This is a genomic window from Vibrio palustris (genome assembly GCF_024346995.1).
Lineage (GTDB): Bacteria > Pseudomonadota > Gammaproteobacteria > Enterobacterales > Vibrionaceae > Vibrio > Vibrio palustris.
Genome location: NZ_AP024888.1, coordinates 24,106 through 42,144, shown reverse-complemented (window position 1 = coordinate 42,144; position 18,039 = coordinate 24,106). Strand labels below are relative to the sequence as shown.

Here is an 18,039-nt window from a genome sequence, read left to right as displayed (position 1 = left end):
TTTTTTTGATGATTTTGATTTAAAAAACATGATCGAGTTCACATAAAACAAGGTTTATTATTGTTTCCAAGTTAACAACATAACGATTTAGCAATAATGAGGAAAAACATATGAAATATATCGCTACCGCTATCGCAGCTGCCGCACTATCAATGAGCTTTACGGCTTCAGCAGCCAATACCTCAGAAGTTAATGCATCAGATATATCAATGAAAGTGTCGTCTCACGCTAACGAGGCAACTATCCAGCTAACCGAATCGGGTCAACCGTTGAAAAACTATCCTGTGACAGTGAAGAGTTTACGTACCAATCACCTACAAACCTCAGATGATGGCTCGTTGACATTTCATAACCGCAGCAGTCATTCTCAGACAATGACGATTGTAGTCGAAGGTAAAAATGGTGAAAAATTGACTACACAACGTTTTATCGGTCGTCAGAGCTAGACTCATAAACCATAAATCACTAGTAATTGCAGAATTTGGAGGAAACATGAAAAAACTAACAGCAATACTTGCGGCTACGCTATTAACGGCATCCGCTGCCGCATCAGCTGCAAACACAGACAGTGACAATATGAAATTAAATATTACTACTGTTGCAAACAGAGCAACCGTAACCTTAACGAAGAATGGAGATCCAGCCAAAGGCTATCCTGTAAAAGTTAAAGGCATCAACAATACAATGAATAAAGTCACATCTGATCAAGGCTCTTTTACGATACAGAATCGCACGAGTCAGCCAGAAAGAGTGTCATTTATTGTTGAAGATACTCATGGAAAAACTATAGTCAAGCAACGCTTTATAGCGCGTGAAAGCTAAGCCGGAATCGACATTTAAGGACTGTGATTATGGAAATGGATTCCGCTGTAGATATGTAAATGGCTTAACTTACTGTTAAGCCATTTTTATTTAAAAATAAATTTTTCTCGACCATTTTATAAAAATACACAAAAACATCTTCCTCAATACTCATAACGAGTAAACCAGTATTTCTTTATACACGCTAGCAGTAAAAATCGGCACAAAATTAGTTACGATAATTAAGATCCGCTATTTTTTATAACACTCATTCAAATTATTTGTTGATCTCATTTAAATAATAAACTCGATAAAAGAAGACAGATCTACTAATATTTATCTATACTTAGAAATCATCGAACTTAATAGGAATCAATATCATGAAATTTATTTTAACAGTTCTAACGACCGCAGCTTTATTTATTAGTGCTACTGCATCTGCAGCACAAGCGTCAGATATCTCCATCGATGTAACATCTCATGCTAATCAAGCAAATATCACAGTGACTGAAGGTGGAAAACCACTTAAAGATTATCCTTTTTCAGTCAAAGGCTTAATGGTTAAAGAAAACAAAACGGGGCAGGATGGTTCTGTCACTATCTACAATAACGACAGTACATCAAAAACTGTAACTTTTATTGTGAAAGATGAAAATGGCGAAGAAGTTAAAAGTAACATTTTTTTAGGATATAACGAGTAAATATTTAATAAATAATACAAGTTTTCTCACTTTATTTAGTGGTATTTCAACCGGCTTAACCATACGTTAAGCCGGATTAGTTAGACGCTATTTCAGTAACGTTTGACCTAACTCGGCTGCAGTTTGCTCCCCGAGGTTAATCAGAGTCTCTAATACTCTTTCACCATCCGCTCTCAATCCATTATGTTCATACTCATTAGTTATCCACGCTTTTGCATTCGCCATCACATCAAGAGTCTCTTTGGTTAACTCCATATCGACGAACATATCATCGGCATAGACAGCACAACTTACAGGAACGCGATTACGTTTCAGTACTTCTTCTGAATATAGACTTGGCCAGTCAGTCTTTTTAGCTAATTGCTCAGCCGCTTTCTGCAAAGGCTGTAAACATGCGTATTGTTCAAACATCCACGGATACACCATTTCCCCTGTAAACAAAAATTGCTGCCCAGGCTGATAATGGAATTGTGGGTATTCATCGCGTATACGATGAGCAGACCAACGTGAAGCAGTATGCTGGCAATAAATAGATTCATGCAAAATCGCGTAAATTGGATTCGGTTGATAAGCTTGTGCCATCAGCATGTGGTTGAGAAATGCGTAGCTCAATACGGGTTGTTCATCGATAGTAACAAAGGCACTTTCTAACATATAGTACGTAGGTAAAAAGCTGTCACTTACCCCAAAACATATGCCAATCTGTTGAAACTGCTCAACGGTAAAGCGTTGCCCATTAGGTAAATAAACTGCATTCGATAACAAATGATCAGCAATTTTCTGGCACAGACGTTGAGCTTGTGGAAAGCGTTGAAAGAAGGCTTGGTTTTTACGTTGAGTGTTCTTATAAGTTGCTCGATAGACATCATCAGCATCACGATATATAGAGGGAACGCCACCAGTGATATAGCTACGTAACAAAGAATCAGGGAACATCGATAAATACGTTAATGAACAAAAGCCCCCAAAGCTTTGCCCTAATATTGCCCACTGTTTAACGCCCCACTGCTGACGAATGGACTCTGCGTCGCGTACAATATTGTCAGCTCGAAAATGGCTTAGATACGTTGCCTGCTGCTCACTTGTCAATGGGCTCAACGTTTCATGAGTAATCGGTGTACTGAGGCCAGTACCGCGCTGGTCAAGAAGTAAAATACGAAATTGTTGTAATGCACGTTTCATCCAACCTTGGTTGGCATCCATGCGAGGCGATGGAAAACCTGGCCCGCCTTGAAAAAATACCAACCACGGTTTATTCGATTCCGTCTCTGCTGCAAATTCTACTGCTCTAGCGAATACTTGCACAGTGCCGTGCTTAGGGGCTTGATAATCTAATGGGAGAGAGAAATAGTAGCCTGTATAGCGAATTCCATCATTTACAAAGCTGTCAGTAGTCATTGGTTTTGTACTTCCTTGGCAAGAGCCACATCAAATCAAAACACTTAAGTTATCATATACTGGGTTAAGCTCAAGACATGATGAAATACATAATAAAAAAGGCCTTCATGGAAGACCTTTTTATGATTACTCGTTAGTAAAGCGGGTCGCTTCAAACCGATTTAATATCACATGAACCACGTAGGTCAGTAACAACGTAATCACAATAGCGCCTAAAATACTGCTAACGCGATATAACGCGCTAAATATCAAATCACCACCTGGTGTTAAATATTGACCAAAGAGAATTCCTAACGTGGTCAATCCACCAAATCCAGCGCCAGAACCACTCGATTCTTTGACATGCATAAATCCAAAAATCATCGCGCCAATCCAGAGTAAAGGCACGACAAAGATCAGCATATCAGACCAATCATAAAGAATTACTTGAACCAAAATACCAAATGTGACGCCCATAATTGTTCCCATAGCACGCTTACGGGCATACCCCATTGCACCATTCCAATGCATAGGAAACATCAGCAAAATGGTCGTTGCCTGCGCTGACATCGAGTCTTTTAAATCCATTGTTTGGAACACTAAAAAAGACAGAGTCGCAATGGTTGCGCCAAGTAGCGCTTCATGACGCATACGATGGGATTTTTTAGCAACACCTGGAGGAGGAGGCGGATTTCTAACCTCGACATCCGGGATCAACCACATCATCAAAAAGGCAATCATGACCGAGGTAATATTGGCCACAATTAAACTGATGATAAAACCGTTTATATCTGTCGTTTGAAAACTAGCAAAGTGTAACATAACACTTAAGCTTAGAACGCTATTTGCGCCAAACAGGAACAACTTACCTCGAGACATACAGGCAAAGTTAAACAAAAACATTAAGAACGCCAGTATGGTCATCATACCAGGATGACTACCAAAAAAACCTGCAATCAACCCGACTTCGAGCGCACATACCACAGCAGACGCCACCATTTGTCTCGCAGCATGCATCGTCATCGTTGGCAACATACCTAATAACAGTACTGGGGTGACAGTAAAAAAGACGCCGTTACTCCACCCAAACACTTTGCAAAAGGTAAAACCTAGGCTGGCTCCAGTGGCGATTCTTAAACACTGCCTGAAATCATTTTCAGACATTGAGTGATCCCATAGCTTCATCACATCACCCAATTAATAGATATAGTGAAGAACACTAATAAAGCGGATTTGTGCTCTAGCTAACAACGCCACCAAACTATTATCCGGAACTAACTGCACGGTTGCTTTTGCCCCCGTATTGAAGTGCATATTATTGTTATCAACAAGCGCTAAATGTATTCGCATTCTTTGCGCATCGCGAACCCAACGATTGGAAGAGCTTGGTGTGGCAAGACGACCATTAGCATCAAATTGTCCAGCGCTTACACCTGCGTCAATAGAAACAATCCGCGCTTTGAATATTTGCCCAGGTTTACTATCAAATGATACTTCGGCTTTATCGCCAACGGCATAATGACGTAAACTTTTCTCGCGAAAGTCTGCAATTATATCCATTTTGTCCGCAACTAACGCTATCAACGGTGTTCCGACTGTCGCATAAGTGCCTGGTTCTAGCTGTAAGTTAGTCACAACACCATCATGATCGGCGACGACAGTGGTATATTTTAAATTCAATTGGGCTTGTTCTAACTGATTACGCGCAGCAAGGATACTGACATTTTTATCGTCATCTAATGCACCACGCGATACTTGTAGCTCTTTAAGGTTAGATTGAGCGACTTGTAGGTTAGCTTGCGCCGCAATAGCAACACTATTCGCATCATCAAATTGCTGACGAGATGTGCCACTGCGCTTAAATAAACGACTTAGCCTGTCAGCTTCACGTTGTTTTTGCTCCATAACAACACGTTGCGCTTTAACGGTTGCTTTAGATGCCATAATCGAAGAGTCGAGTTGCGCATTTTTCTGTTTGACCAAGTCTAAGTTAATTTTGGCTTTTTCTACTGCTAACTCATAAGGCTGAGGATCCACCTCGAATAATACATCACCTTTCTGTACTACTTGGTTATTGTGGACATTAATTGAAGTAATCTGCCCATTCACTTGTGTTGATACTTTAGTAACGACACGTGTAACCATAGACTGCGGCGTTAAAGGGATTGTAAAGTCCGCAATTAAAAAATAGGCAAAAATAACGACAAATATCGCGCTAGATATTTTAATCCAGCGCGCAAATTTCTGATCAGGGGTCATAACCGTCTCTCATGTTGGAAAAGTTGACTTATTCACTAAGCGTGTTTAGAGCGTTACCAGTCATGGTATTTAATAGGAGAGATAATTTTTCCACTTCTTTAGCCGAAATACCCGCCAATATATCGCTGCGAACTTGTAGTATTCGAGCTTCCATTTTTGTGAGAAGTTGTTTGCCTTCGTCAGTTAAACAAACCAAGCGACTGCGTTTATCATGTTCACACGGATGACGAACAATCAAAGACTGCTCCTCTAGATGACTTAATGTTCTCATTAAAGAAGGTAATTCAATTTCTAATGCACATGCCAACCGCTTTTGTCCCACACTATCGCCCAGCCGACGAATCTTCCACAATGCGGTCCAGCGCGGATGAGTCAATCCCAAAGGTGCTAACTCTTTATCTGCCGCCATTTTCCATACTCGCGACACCTTAAGTAATTGTTCGGCAAGAGAGAGTTGGAGAAAAACATCAGAGTCATGAATCATTGGTGTGCCCTATTAGCTTAGTGAACCATTAGTATAAATTGGTTAGCATGCTAAGTAAATAAGTTGTGAGCAAAATCACAACCTCACCTTTAGATCAGAGAGTAAACAATGAAAGCATTTAACGACAGTATTGAGAAATGAACTCATCAACAGGCATAGGTTGTCCAAAATAGTAACCTTGGAAAAATTCAACATTATGCTCTTTCAAGTACTGAGCTTGAAAATCAGACTCTATCCCCTCGGCGACGGTGGGCACGCCGATACGTTGCGCGAGATCTAAAACATTCGCCACAATATGGGCGTTAGAATAATTTTCATCGATCATATCAATAAAGCTTTTATCAATTTTTAATACGTCAAATTGAATACTTTTAAGATACGACAATGAGGAGTGACCAATACCAAAATCATCTAAAGCCACTTTAATACCCATTGCTTTCAATCTATCAATCTCATCAAAGAATCTTTCATCATCTGGAATTTGCACACGCTCGGTTAGTTCAATGACTAACTTACAATGTTTTAAGCGAGCTTGGACGAAAGAACAATCACGCAGCAAACTGGGATCAATCAATTGCGGTGCACAGACATTAAATGCAATATGGAAATCTTCAGGTAATTGACGTTGGCACAAACACAATGGTGGCACTAGCTTATGCACTAAGCGATTAAATATGGCATTAATTTGCCCACTTTTTTCTGCGCTATAGATGAATTCATTCGGCGGAATTAAACCTTTTTTATGATGTTTCCAGCGTACGAGAACTTCAGAACCAGCAAGTCGACCATCTTGATGGAAAATAGGTTGTAAAAAAGGCACAAATTCATCGCGCTTTAATCCACCTTTGAGCCCAATGACTATCCAATCAATCCGCATCAAGTACCCATAAATCATCAATCCTAATACAAAAGATAGAATCAGTAGAAAGATAAAATAATACGAATAATGAATTAAAAAGTAGTTGTTATAGTTATTTGAACTGATGGTATAATAAACTTTAAGATACTGATTATTAGATATATAGTATCCATCCGGATTTAAATCTCCTACCTTTTTTATCCCCGAAAGAGACACTTGATACTCACCTAGTACAAATGTTGGCGTGTAGTAATTCATTTCTGTGTGCAGAAGATCTTGAATAATCAGACTATTAATTCCGAATTTCACACTATCCTTCCATGTTTTCAAGCTAAGCAGAAAAACATCGGAATTTTTTACTAATGGACTCGAATTAATATATTCAATCGACACCCTCTGCCCAACGTGATTAGGTGTATAGGGGATTTTTTTATTTTGGCTGATTGTACTGCAATAAATAGACTCTTGATTCGTTAGCGAAACAGAGCGAATATAGGGGTTAGACAGTACAAATTGCTGTGCTCTAGGTAAAAAATCTCGACATGTGACTCGATAATTATCTAATTTGATATAGTAGTCGGTAAGAATATTTTCAAATAGTAAATTAACATCTAATGATATAGCACGAGAATGAGAGGCAGCGTATTGATTGAGCATATAATGAGAGCGAGCAACAAGAAGTAAGCCACCCACCGCATTAATCGATAAAATAAATGAAATAACTCCTATAATTATCTTATATTGAGTGTTTAACGCTCTGCCCAAAGAAAGCCTCCAAGTATATAGATAAGCTAAGAAAAGTCATGAGATTCTTAACCTATTATAGCCTACAAAAAAGGGGATGAATTATGCTAAAACAAAACGAGCACTAATTCTCGCTACTAGAGTGTGGACAGCTGACCTACCTGAGTGGTCGTTTATTCTGGGTGTTCAAAATGATCATGATTAATAAAGTAGTCTATACAAGAAACAACGTCATCACTGTATAATAAGCTTAAATGGGTATTTGACGTAATTACATGATCTTGCATACCTTGAATGCGAGTTTCATCAACGGAAACCGTGCCATCAGATGCTTCTTTTAAGCCATGAAACAGCGGCAAGAACCCAACTTTTATCTTACCCGCGATGCAACCTAACTTTTGTGGGAGTCCCCAAATATTGTCCATAGGCTCTAAACCAAAATCGACAGAATTACCAAGAATGCCGCGCATTCCGATTTTTTCTATAATCTTTACAATAGAAGCACCCTGCATTGGAGAGCCGAGAGTCACAACGTGCGACGCTTGCTCAGCGCTAATATCGCGAGAAAGCAAGTAACGCTGAATCATTAATCCACCTAGACTATGTCCAACCAATACATTGTGAGTCTCTTGTAAAGCATCATCCATTTCTCTGAACAATTTATCAGCATCGATATTCGTCGTACTGTAATTCATTAAATGCGTGGTATGACCTAATGCAGATAGGCGCTCTCCCAACGGCTTCATCACCATCGAGCTCATATATAGCCCATGTAAAATCACAATATTCATTTAAACTCCGACAGTGCTGATCGCTCTTCTATGAAAGCGCCTCCACACAAGGAGACGCTATATACATTACGCCTAAGTTTAGCGTAACCAATTGGTTTTGCTTAACTCAATAATTTCATTACCCTGGCCATTAATGATCGCTTTAAGCATATATAAGCTAAAACCTTTCGCTTGCTCTAATTGTACTTTAGGCGGCATCGCCAGCTCTTGTTTCGCCGTATCGACTTCTAATATCACCGGCCCATTACTATTGAAGGTGTCGTGAAGTGCATCTCTCAGCTCCTCTGGATCCGTCACATGAATGCCTTTGAGACCACATGCTTTGGCAATATTAGCGAAGCTGGGGTTATCCAGATCGGTGTCGTCAGATAAATAACCTGCTGATTTCATCTCCATAGCTACAAATCCTAGGGAGCGGTTATTAAATACAATGATTTTTATGGGTAAGTTTAGTTGTTTCAAGGACAGTAAATCTCCCATCAGCATGGAAAATCCACCATCACCGCACATAGCGACAACTTGTCGTTGCCGATCAATTGCCTGAGCTCCCATCGCTTGAGACATGGCATTTGCCATTGAACCATGACTAAAAGATCCAATGAGTCGTCGCTGACCATTCATTTTGAGGTAACGAGCCGCCCATACTGTTGGAGTACCGACATCACAAGTAAAAATGGCGTCTTCCGCAGCCATCTCACTGATTAAACGAGTAAGATACTGAGGGTGGATAAGACCTTGCTTTGAATTTCCCGTAGCCTTATCGTCAAGCGTTTGGCGTGCCTCTTTATAATTATCGAGGCAACGATTAAGGTGCGTAGCAGAGCGCTCACCCTCCAGTAAAGGCATCAAAGCTTGGATGGTCGGTTGCGTATCTCCCATCACACCAAAATCTATTTGAGTATGACGCCCGAATGAAGAGGGATTATTATCAATCTGTAAAATCTTTGCTTCACTTGGATAAAATGCTCGATAAGGAAAACTCGTCCCTACCATCAGTAACGTGTCCGCTTCTTCCATCGCATAATAACCAGAAGCAAATCCAATTAACCCCGTCATACCCACATCATAAGGGTTATCATATTCTAGGTATTCTTTGCCGCGTAACGCATGCACAATAGGCGCTTGTAATACTTTCGCCAGCTCAACAATGTCGTCGTGAGCCCCTTTTACACCGGCCCCACACAAAAGAGTCACTTTTTTACCCTTATTGAGCAGCGCTGCTAGCTGCTGTACATCAGGTTGCTGCGGATACTGAATTGCAGGGCGTGGTACTGTCCATTGACGCTCACCCCCCTCAGGCATTGGTTGTAGCGCTATATCACCAGGCAATACCAAAACCGCGACATCATTGTGTAATATCGCCTGGCGCATCGCAGTTTCCAACATATACGGCATTTGCTCTGGGTTTGAAACTAACTCACAGAAAACACTGCAATCCTTAAATAATTCCTGTGGGTGAGTCTCTTGGAAAAAGTGAGAGCCAATTTCTGCTGATGGAATATGAGCGGCAATGGCGAGTACAGGAACCTTATTACGATGGCAGTCATAAAGCCCATTAATCAAATGCATATTGCCAGGCCCACACGATCCAGCGCACACCGAAAGCTTCCCAGACATATGTGATTCAGCGCCGGCAGCAAAAGCAGCCGCTTCCTCATGACGTGTTCCTAACCACTCAATTTCATCCACCTTACGTAAGCTATCACTGATCCCATTTAAAGAATCTCCTGTGACTCCCCAAATTCGTTGAACTCCTGCTTGGCGCAATGTATCTGCCACAAAAGATGCAATGGTTTGATTACTCATCGATCGCTCTCCACTTTTTGCTTCTCTAGGTATATAACCACAGAATAAGCGTATCTTTGCTTATTTTGTCGCCTAACAAACTCGTATATTGCGCTTACACAAGACGACCTTCAAGCCACACGACTCAGAAAGTTTTGCCCCTCCTTATTCTGCCCTATTTCTACTGAAGTCCATAAATGCAATCAATGAATGGCAAATAATCACCCAAAAAAGATCGCTTTAATTGATTTAGTTCAGGTTACCCATCAAAGAAAGCTCCTAATATTTCTAGTAAATATGAAATAATGGAGTTAAATCGATGACGCTAAAGACTTATCGAATAAGCATTATTATCGGCGCATTACTCCCCCAGTATTGCTATGCCGCCGACTCTACGCCGATCCCACCGCTTACTCATAGTTTCTATGGATATATTGCTATTGCTATTTTTGTAATCGCTTACGCTGCGGTTATGTGTGAAGAAAAGCTCAAGTTACATAAATCCAAGCCCGTTTTACTCGCAGCTGGATTAATTTGGGGAATGATTGGTTGGGTATATACGCAATATGGTCAATCAGACGTTGTCGAACAAGCGATCGAACATAACCTACTCGAATATGCAGAGCTCTTACTGTTTCTGCTCGTCGCCATGACCTACATTAACGCAATGGAAGAACGTGGTGTCTTCGATGGTTTACAATCTTGGATGTTAAAAAAACACTTTCGTTTGAGAACTCTATTTTGGGTCACCGGTGGGCTCGCCTTTATTATTTCGCCTATCGCCGATAATTTAACCACCGCACTATTAATGTGCGCTGTTGTCATGAAATTAGGCAGTAATAACCCACGTTTCATTAATTTATCGTGTATTAACATTGTGGTTGCCGCCAATGCTGGTGGGGCATTCAGTCCATTTGGAGATATCACCACATTAATGGTTTGGCAAGCTGGCGATGTTCAATTTAGTCAGTTCTTTATGTTATTTATTCCCTCATTGATCAACTTTTTAATACCTGCAATTATCATGACTTTTTTCCTTCCCAACGAACATCCAATAACGCAGCATCATACCTATGAGGTTAAGCGAGGCGGCTTAGTCATTGTCGGTTTATTTTTATTAACGGTACTGACATCAGTCACTTTTCATTCTTTATTTAGCTTCCCCCCTGTCATTGGCATGATGTTAGGCCTCGCTTATCTGCAGTTTTACGGTTTTTATCTCAGAATCACCTTTAATCGCGCCGTTGCTAAACGTAAAAGCCAAGCACAACAAGAACAAGACCAAGTCACGCTCGATTCTATGGGCACACTCGTGCCATTTGATGTATTTCAACGCATTGCGCGCTCTGAATGGGACACTCTCTTATTCTTTTATGGCGTCGTGATGTGCGTCGGCGGATTAAGCTTACTCGGCTACTTATCTCTAGCTTCTAACATCATGTATTCTCAATGGGATCCAACCTCTGCCAACATCATGGTCGGTGTCTTATCGTCGATTGTCGATAATATTCCTGTCATGTATGCGGTGCTCACTATGGATCCCATAATGCCTCTCGGTCATTGGCTATTAGTGACATTAACCGCAGGTGTCGGAGGGAGTTTGCTATCTATTGGCTCTGCAGCAGGCGTCGCATTGATGGGCGCCTCTCAGGGACGTTATACCTTTGGGGGGCATTTAAAATGGACGCCAGTCATACTGCTCGGCTACTTTGCAAGTATTGCTTGCCATATGTTGCTTAATCAATCCGTTTTCTAAACAACACGCCTTCTTTATGTCCACGCCCCGACTGAAATGAAGGCATGACAATGAGTGTTATATGTCATTTTAATATATTGAACATTAAAATTAAAATATTCTTATTAAGTAAAGACTAAACAAAAAAATAAGCAAATAAACCTTTAAATTTTAATGATAATTGATTTATTTTCACTCATATCCTTCTGTTAATTACGATGTCCCATAAAAAACAAGTTCGAAAATATTGAACAAGTATATCAGAATTAACTCATTACGAATAAAATTCATATCCCATAAACTAAGCGCCTAACACGCATTGTGCGTCTAATGAATCAATCAGGAAACACATACTATGAGCCTAGTAAAACGACTATTAGCAACCCATCAAAACTTCGCACCTTTAGCGCTTCGTATCCCCGTAGGAATCATTTTTATGGCTCATGGTAGCCAAAAACTTTTCGGCTGGTTCGGCGGTTACGGGTTAGAAGGAACAGGTAAGTTCATGGCATCAATGGGATTGGAGCCTGGTATGCTCATGGCAGCTCTAGCTGGTGGCGGTGAGTTCTTTGGTGGATTATTGGTACTACTTGGACTGCTTACCCGCCCAGCAGCGACAGTGACCGCGTTCACTATGCTCGTTGCTATTTTTAGTGTTCATATTCAACATGGACTATTTTTGTCAAACGGTGGTTTTGAATACGCCCTCGCACTTTTCGCGGCATCCATCTCATTGATAATCAGCGGTGGCGGTAAATGTGCCCTTGATAATACACTTAGCGCAACCAAATAAACTAAGCTCTGCCTAGTCTAAGTAGCAAAAGAGACAAGCATCAAGCTTGTCTCTTTTGGGTTAATTCACCTGCTTTCTGTAAACTGTAAGCCGTCAGCGGATCAATACTTTTCACTAATTCTTCAACCTGTGTAATTGCCTCTAATGACGAACTGTTTTTTCGGTAGCTCAAAAATACGGGTCTCATCCAATCATCAACTCCTTCAACAGCATATAACTGAGACGTCGCCAAAAATGGCTCGACTACTGATACGGGTAAGTAAGCCGCGCCTGATTTCTCCAATATAAAATCTAATGCAATACGAGCCGTCGATGTTCGTAAATACGGCGCAGGTACATTTGGATGTCTCGACGCATGCTCAGAGGAAAAACGAGCTCCCCAGTCGACATAAACATAGTGATGAGAAAAAACCTGACTGAGTGGCAATGGTCGGGTAGAAACGAGTACTAACTGCATTTCTGCTACTTGCTTACATTCGAATTCATCACTTTTGATAGGATCAAAAGCAAAGGCCATATCCAAAGTACGTTCAGATAACTGCCGCACCAAATGCTCTCTTGGCATCACTTCGGCCATAAAGCCATAACCTTCGAAGGCATCGGTGACCATGCTCAAGCAATGCTGCAAATAGCCATCCCAAATATTAGGCGTGCCACTTAATGTCAATTGTAATGCTTTAGCATCTTCCAATGTGAGTTCATACTTTGCCTGCTGCAAGGTATTGACCATCACTTCAGCATAGCTAATCAACCGTTCACCAGCAGAAGTTAATTTAATATTATTACGGTCACGGGTAAATAATTGCGTATCAAAAAAGCTCTCGAGCTGTTTAATACGAGCACTAACAGCAGCTTGAGTTAAGTACAAATTTTCAGCCGCACGCCCAAAATGGCGGACTTTCGCTAGTTCTAAGAAAGTGCGAAACACTTTGACATCCATAGACAATCTCAACGCTATTTAATACGATTAATTAACACAATTAATCACAACAACAAAAAAATTTTGTTTTCCTTTTACCGAAATTACGCCTAATTTTCGCCTTAAGCAATGGCACACACCAATAGCATCATTAACGAGGTTGATATGTTAGAGACTGCATTTCGTCAAGGAAAGAAACATTTTTACGACAACAAAAAATTCTCTCGTGGATTCGCAAAATCCGGAGACTTTACCCTAGCTGAGGAGAATATCCTAACAGTTTATGGTGAAACAATGCTTGGCTTAGAACTGGGAACATTAACAGCAGAAACACAAGAAGAAGCTCAATTTATCAATGTATTAATAAACCCAGATCTTGCTAAAACCAAGCTAGAAAAAGTTTGGATAAAATACGTAAGATTGGCAAGAGGCCGTAAAAGCTTCCACACACTACATGGTCACAATAAACCTGATGATGCCAGTGATTATGTCGATACTGATGCCGATAATGATGCTATCTTATCTCATCAAGAAGCAAGCTAAAGCCTGCTTAATGAATTCAAAATAAAGAAAAGCCTTAAACTCTCTATGGATTTAAGGCTTTGGTCTTTCCTATTTCTACTCTTTTGCTAGTATCGCATCAATCTTCTTGAGAAATGCTTCCTTCTGATGCTCTTGTTGGTAATCGAGGTTATAAGTGTTATGAAAGCCAATTGATAGCTCCACCCCATTCCCTCTTAGATAGACACTGTAGCCGTCATAATCAGAATACGCTTCGATACCTTCATAGATTTTACCAAACTCCGTGGGAGTTCCATGTTCCATGATACTCTCGTAAACATGTAATATTTTCATTTGTTCAATATCGTTTTTCATCTGAACGACTCCTCAGTTGAGTTTAGTATTAGTATGGGGGCCAACCTATAAGACAACAAGGGGCAGAATAATCTCACTTATTTTACAAAAAAAAATAACAACTCATAAAACGCTTATAGAAACTCATTAAATCTAATTTTTATCACAAAAAACTCGCTTATAATGGCATCTTATTTTACACTAAAAAATAAATGCTATCCTGTTACTACTGAGGAAAAATTGATGAGACTGATTCCCTTACACAATGCTGAGCAAGTTGGCGAATGGGCTGCCGACCATATTGTACGTCGTATTAATGCCTTTGCACCAAGTGAAATACGCCCTTTTGTTTTAGGATTACCAACAGGAGGCACACCGCTTGCGACGTATAAGGCATTGATAAAGCGATATCAAAACCAAGAAGTCAGTTTTAAGCATGTCGTGACATTCAATATGGATGAATACGTCGGTATCCCAGCAGAGCACCCTGAATCTTATCGCTCATTTATGTATAGCCACTTTTTTGATCATATCGATATCCAAGAACATAATATTAATTTATTGGATGGCTCGACCAACGACCATGACGCTGAATGCCAACGTTATGAAGATAAAATTGCCTCTTACGGTAAAATCCATTTGTTCATGGGTGGAGTCGGTACGGATGGGCATATCGCATTTAATGAACCTGCGTCTTCTTTATCTTCTCGAACGCGCATTAAAACGCTAACAGAAGATACGAGAATCGCTAATTCTCGATTCTTTGGTGGGGACGTAGCACAGGTACCTAAGTATGCCTTGACGATTGGTGTCGGCACTTTACTTGATGCCAAAGAAGTCATGACGTTGGTTGTGGGTCATAATAAAGCATTAGCGTTACAAGCGGCTGTCGAAGGTCCTGTTAATCATATGTGGACGGTATCAGCTCTGCAATTGCATAATAAAGCGATTATTATTTGTGATGAACCAGCAACACAAGAGCTCAAAGTAAAAACGGTTAAATATTTCTCGCAACTTGAAGCACCGAATATCGCTGGGTACTAATTCAACCCCTTAGCGTGTCAAATTATTTGCTACTACTCTGCTGAACTTTTTGGCGTTCAGCAGAGGTTTTCGTTTCTTTAATATCGCTTAGTTCAACTACTTGCTTTTCTGGAGCAGGAGCAGTAGAGCCATTAAATCGCCCACCAGCCTCTATACTTAAATCGTCACTATAAATAGTGCCCGTGACATCACCTTTTGCTAAAATTTCCACCTTATCCGCGTAACATGTTCCATCAAATTCGCCGTTAACGATAAAGTGCTCAGCATAAACATCACCTTTTACACAACCAGTTTCACTTATCACTAATTTCTTGTCCACATGCGTATGGCCATCAATATCACCATCAACCTGCATGTTATTTTCTACTTTGATTTGTCCACTGATTGCGCATCCTTTTGCAATGAGAGTTGTAATTGAGCGCTGACTCGCTGTTCTACGTTGTTGACTAAAGATTCCCATCGTATACCCTCTATTTTCGTAAATATGGTATCAAAATCATTTAAACCCCATTCAACAAATGGTTTAGGGTTTAGTGAGCGACCAACAAACCGCACTTCATAGTGTAAATGTGGTCCAGAAGATAAACCGGTATTACCTGAATAACCAATGATATCCCCTTTTTGTACAAAATCTCCCATACGAAGATTAAATTTACTCATATGAGAGTATGAACTAGTAAACCCAAACGCATGTTCTAGCCGCATATAATTACCCGACCCTTTATGACTTGGACGAGTCACCTCGACAACCCCATCAGCCGGAGCATAAATCGGCGTCCCTTTTTTCACAGCGAAATCTTGTCCACGATGAAATTTAACTTTTCCAGTAATAGGGTGAACGCGTTTCCCATACTCTGAAGACAGACGACCCACTTTTACCGGTCGGCCATTAGGAATAGAGTTTAACATCACAACTCTCACTGAAGAATTAATGGCGGCAATATCAAGGCGATCTTCAAGCGCTGTTTGCTGGGAATCATCGACTCCAAGTACTTTTTCTAAATCGCCTAAACGGTCAGAAACAATCTGCATTTTTTCTTCACGTTCTAGAACATCATTCTGTAATTCTTCTTGCAGTGCTTTTAGAGAAGTGACCTCTTCATTTAAAGACAGTGATTCGGTCTCTAGTTCTTTTTGTTTGAGTTTGGCAAAATCAACTTCACTTGATAAGTAGTAAATAACGCCGGCTAAAGTGAGCAACCCAAAAACAAAAAAATAACTAAATCCTTTCCAAAAATGACGATACCATTTACCGACATGAAAATGTCGAGTTCCACCGATAGTGGATATTGAAATTACTAAGCTTTCTTTCATTCGTTCACAAAACCATTTGTCCTCTACTCACGATAGTATCAGTTTACTACTTAGCAAAAAACTCACAGACAGAGTATTTATAATAAATAACTCATTAGAGGTACATGAAACCGTTAGAAATCTTGTTCCTACACCTATAGGCACCTCCACACTTCCCCCTATTTTCGTTGCTCTTCGAAAAATATTCCCACGATAACATAAGGCTTTACATAGCCTAAAATACGTTTTTGTCTAATACTATTTTATTCTAATACTTGCCTCATAACTGTAAAATCATCGAATAAAATTCACTCATCATGTTTTACAATCCTAATAGTGAGCGCATTAAAAATACAACCTATTGATTTTGAGTATTTTTATAACAAGTAAGTTTATTTTAAAAATAAAAAAACATTGCCAAATTAAAACCAAACACTTACTTATTATGATAATTGGCAATTAAAAATTAATTTTTAATTGCCAATTATCATAAAAACATAAAAATATTGACAATAAGAATTTAAAAGCATAATCATTATCACTTATAGTTATATAAAAATAGACTTATTTTTATATACACTTTAAATGTAATTAATAAATAAATCCTATATAAATCATAAGTTTAAAAAAAACACTAAAAAAATCGTTTTGAATTTGAAATACCCAGTAAATTTCATATATTTAAAGTAATGTTATGATTTATCTAATTAATGACTATTATCATACTTTTGGGAATTCATCCGCTCAAAAGACGATGACTTATTTCATATTGCACCTAAACTAAACGTATATGTCGTAGTCATCTTTTTCACATCACCAGTTAATGGATTTAACGGAGTCTTTTTTATGAAAAAAGTCGCTTTAATTACGGGCGCGTCAGGCGGCATCGGTTCTGCTATCACTATGCAATTAATCAAAGATGGGTTTAAAGTCATCGGTACATATTTAAACGACACTGGTCAGCAAACTCTCGACTGGGTAAAAGAAAAAGGATTAAGCGAAGACGAAATTCGGTTATTGGAATTAGATGTAACGAAAACTGAGCATTGCCAAGAAGTACTGACAAAATTGTTAGACGAGGAGAAACACATTGATGTCATCGTCAATACAGCCGGTATAACCCGTGATGCTGTATTTAAGAAAATGACAGCAGCCGACTGGAATGCGGTGATTAACACAAACTTAAATAGTGTTTTCAACGTCACTCATCCTATCTTTCCATCTATGCTAGAACGAGGCAGCGGCCGTATCGTTAATATCACTTCCGTCAACGGTATAAAAGGTCAATTTGGTCAAACTAATTATTCTGCAGCTAAAGCCGGCATGATTGGCTTTACCAAAGCATTGGCACTGGAAGGAGCAAAAGCTGGTGTCACCGTCAATGCTGTTGCTCCTGGTTATACTGCAACTCCCATGGTCTCACAAATGCGTGAAGAAGTATTAGATGCCATTAAAGCACAAATTCCGATGAAACGTTTGGCGACCCCTGAAGATATTGCAGGAGCTGTATCGTACCTTGTCGGTGAATCTGGCGGGTACATCACGGGCGAAACCTTGTCTGTCAACGGCGGTTTGCACATGCATTAAGGGACTTAACGT

The 18,039-nt window shown here is 39.8% G+C and carries 19 protein-coding genes; 8 read left to right on the top strand and 11 right to left on the bottom strand.

Features of this window, described 5'->3' with window-relative positions; translation table 11 throughout:
* The first annotated feature begins 110 nt into the window (after positions 1-110).
* The 3 genes from OCU30_RS12575 (at position 111) to OCU30_RS12565 (ending at position 1,502) form a co-directional block, all read left to right on the top strand.
* A complete protein-coding gene (locus OCU30_RS12575; protein ID WP_077314695.1) occupies positions 111-446 on the top strand; it encodes a hypothetical protein in 336 nt (111 codons plus the stop codon).
* Positions 447-492: 46 nt separating this feature from the next.
* Positions 493-822, top strand: a complete 330-nt coding sequence (locus OCU30_RS12570) for a hypothetical protein (protein WP_077314696.1) — start codon at positions 493-495, stop codon at positions 820-822.
* 359 nt (positions 823-1,181) lie between these two features.
* Positions 1,182-1,502 (top strand): hypothetical protein, encoded by a 321-nt coding sequence (locus OCU30_RS12565; RefSeq protein WP_077314697.1) that lies wholly within the window; start codon positions 1,182-1,184, stop codon positions 1,500-1,502.
* An 87-nt stretch (positions 1,503-1,589) separates the two neighbouring features.
* Here the strand turns inward: OCU30_RS12565 and OCU30_RS12560 are convergent, their stop codons facing one another.
* The 7 genes from OCU30_RS12560 to poxB form a co-directional block, all read right to left on the bottom strand.
* Complete coding sequence (locus tag OCU30_RS12560) at positions 1,590-2,900, bottom strand: alpha/beta fold hydrolase (RefSeq protein ID WP_077314698.1); 1,311 nt, start codon at positions 2,898-2,900, stop codon at positions 1,590-1,592.
* Positions 2,901-3,026: 126 nt separating this feature from the next.
* Positions 3,027-4,064 (bottom strand): DUF2955 domain-containing protein, encoded by a 1,038-nt coding sequence (locus OCU30_RS12555; protein WP_077314699.1) that lies wholly within the window; start codon positions 4,062-4,064, stop codon positions 3,027-3,029.
* A 12-nt stretch (positions 4,065-4,076) separates the two neighbouring features.
* Positions 4,077-5,138 (bottom strand): HlyD family secretion protein, encoded by a 1,062-nt coding sequence (locus tag OCU30_RS12550; protein WP_077314700.1) that lies wholly within the window; start codon positions 5,136-5,138, stop codon positions 4,077-4,079.
* 28 nt (positions 5,139-5,166) lie between these two features.
* Positions 5,167-5,622 (bottom strand): transcriptional regulator SlyA, encoded by a 456-nt coding sequence (gene slyA, locus OCU30_RS12545; RefSeq protein ID WP_077314701.1) that lies wholly within the window; start codon positions 5,620-5,622, stop codon positions 5,167-5,169.
* Between the two features lie 118 nt (positions 5,623-5,740).
* Positions 5,741-7,246: an EAL domain-containing protein gene (locus OCU30_RS12540; RefSeq protein WP_077314702.1), complete on the bottom strand. Its 1,506-nt coding sequence runs from the start codon at positions 7,244-7,246 to the stop codon at positions 5,741-5,743.
* 152 nt (positions 7,247-7,398) lie between these two features.
* Complete coding sequence (locus tag OCU30_RS12535) at positions 7,399-8,016, bottom strand: esterase/lipase family protein (RefSeq protein ID WP_077314703.1); 618 nt, start codon at positions 8,014-8,016, stop codon at positions 7,399-7,401.
* A gap of 78 nt (positions 8,017-8,094) precedes the next feature.
* Positions 8,095-9,822: a ubiquinone-dependent pyruvate dehydrogenase gene (poxB, locus tag OCU30_RS12530; protein WP_077314704.1), complete on the bottom strand. Its 1,728-nt coding sequence runs from the start codon at positions 9,820-9,822 to the stop codon at positions 8,095-8,097.
* Positions 9,823-10,120: 298 nt separating this feature from the next.
* Between poxB and nhaD the strand changes: the two genes are divergently transcribed.
* Both nhaD and OCU30_RS12520 read left to right on the top strand, forming a co-directional pair.
* A complete protein-coding gene (nhaD, locus tag OCU30_RS12525; protein ID WP_077314705.1) occupies positions 10,121-11,557 on the top strand; it encodes a sodium:proton antiporter NhaD in 1,437 nt (478 codons plus the stop codon).
* A gap of 334 nt (positions 11,558-11,891) precedes the next feature.
* Complete coding sequence (locus OCU30_RS12520; RefSeq protein WP_077314706.1) at positions 11,892-12,329, top strand: DoxX family protein; 438 nt, start codon at positions 11,892-11,894, stop codon at positions 12,327-12,329.
* A 40-nt stretch (positions 12,330-12,369) separates the two neighbouring features.
* Here the strand turns inward: OCU30_RS12520 and OCU30_RS12515 are convergent, their stop codons facing one another.
* Positions 12,370-13,269, bottom strand: a complete 900-nt coding sequence (locus tag OCU30_RS12515) for a LysR family transcriptional regulator (RefSeq protein ID WP_077314707.1) — start codon at positions 13,267-13,269, stop codon at positions 12,370-12,372.
* Between the two features lie 144 nt (positions 13,270-13,413).
* On the opposite strand from OCU30_RS12515, the gene OCU30_RS12510 reads away from it, so the two are divergent.
* Positions 13,414-13,791, top strand: a complete 378-nt coding sequence (locus OCU30_RS12510; RefSeq protein WP_077314708.1) for a MaoP family protein — start codon at positions 13,414-13,416, stop codon at positions 13,789-13,791.
* 75 nt (positions 13,792-13,866) lie between these two features.
* Here the strand turns inward: OCU30_RS12510 and OCU30_RS12505 are convergent, their stop codons facing one another.
* The gene (locus tag OCU30_RS12505; RefSeq protein WP_077314709.1) at positions 13,867-14,124 is read right to left on the bottom strand and encodes a DUF3081 domain-containing protein; all 258 of its coding nucleotides are present in this window, start codon (positions 14,122-14,124) and stop codon (positions 13,867-13,869) included.
* Between the two features lie 222 nt (positions 14,125-14,346).
* Between OCU30_RS12505 and nagB the strand changes: the two genes are divergently transcribed.
* Positions 14,347-15,147 carry a glucosamine-6-phosphate deaminase gene (gene nagB, locus OCU30_RS12500; RefSeq protein ID WP_077314710.1) on the top strand — a complete coding sequence of 267 codons (801 nt, stop codon included), beginning with the start codon at positions 14,347-14,349 and terminating at the stop codon, positions 15,145-15,147.
* Positions 15,148-15,169: 22 nt separating this feature from the next.
* Here nagB and OCU30_RS12495 read toward each other — a convergent pair whose 3' ends face one another.
* Complete coding sequence (locus tag OCU30_RS12495; protein WP_235861872.1) at positions 15,170-15,502, bottom strand: bactofilin family protein; 333 nt, start codon at positions 15,500-15,502, stop codon at positions 15,170-15,172.
* 8 nt (positions 15,503-15,510) lie between these two features.
* Positions 15,511-16,461 carry a M23 family metallopeptidase gene (locus OCU30_RS12490; RefSeq protein WP_077314712.1) on the bottom strand — a complete coding sequence of 317 codons (951 nt, stop codon included), beginning with the start codon at positions 16,459-16,461 and terminating at the stop codon, positions 15,511-15,513.
* Positions 16,462-17,286: 825 nt separating this feature from the next.
* Here OCU30_RS12490 and OCU30_RS12485 point away from each other — a divergent pair.
* On the top strand, positions 17,287-18,027 hold the full coding sequence (locus tag OCU30_RS12485) for an SDR family oxidoreductase (RefSeq protein WP_077314713.1): 741 nt from the start codon (positions 17,287-17,289) through the stop codon (positions 18,025-18,027).
* The last annotated feature ends 12 nt before the right edge of the window (positions 18,028-18,039 follow it).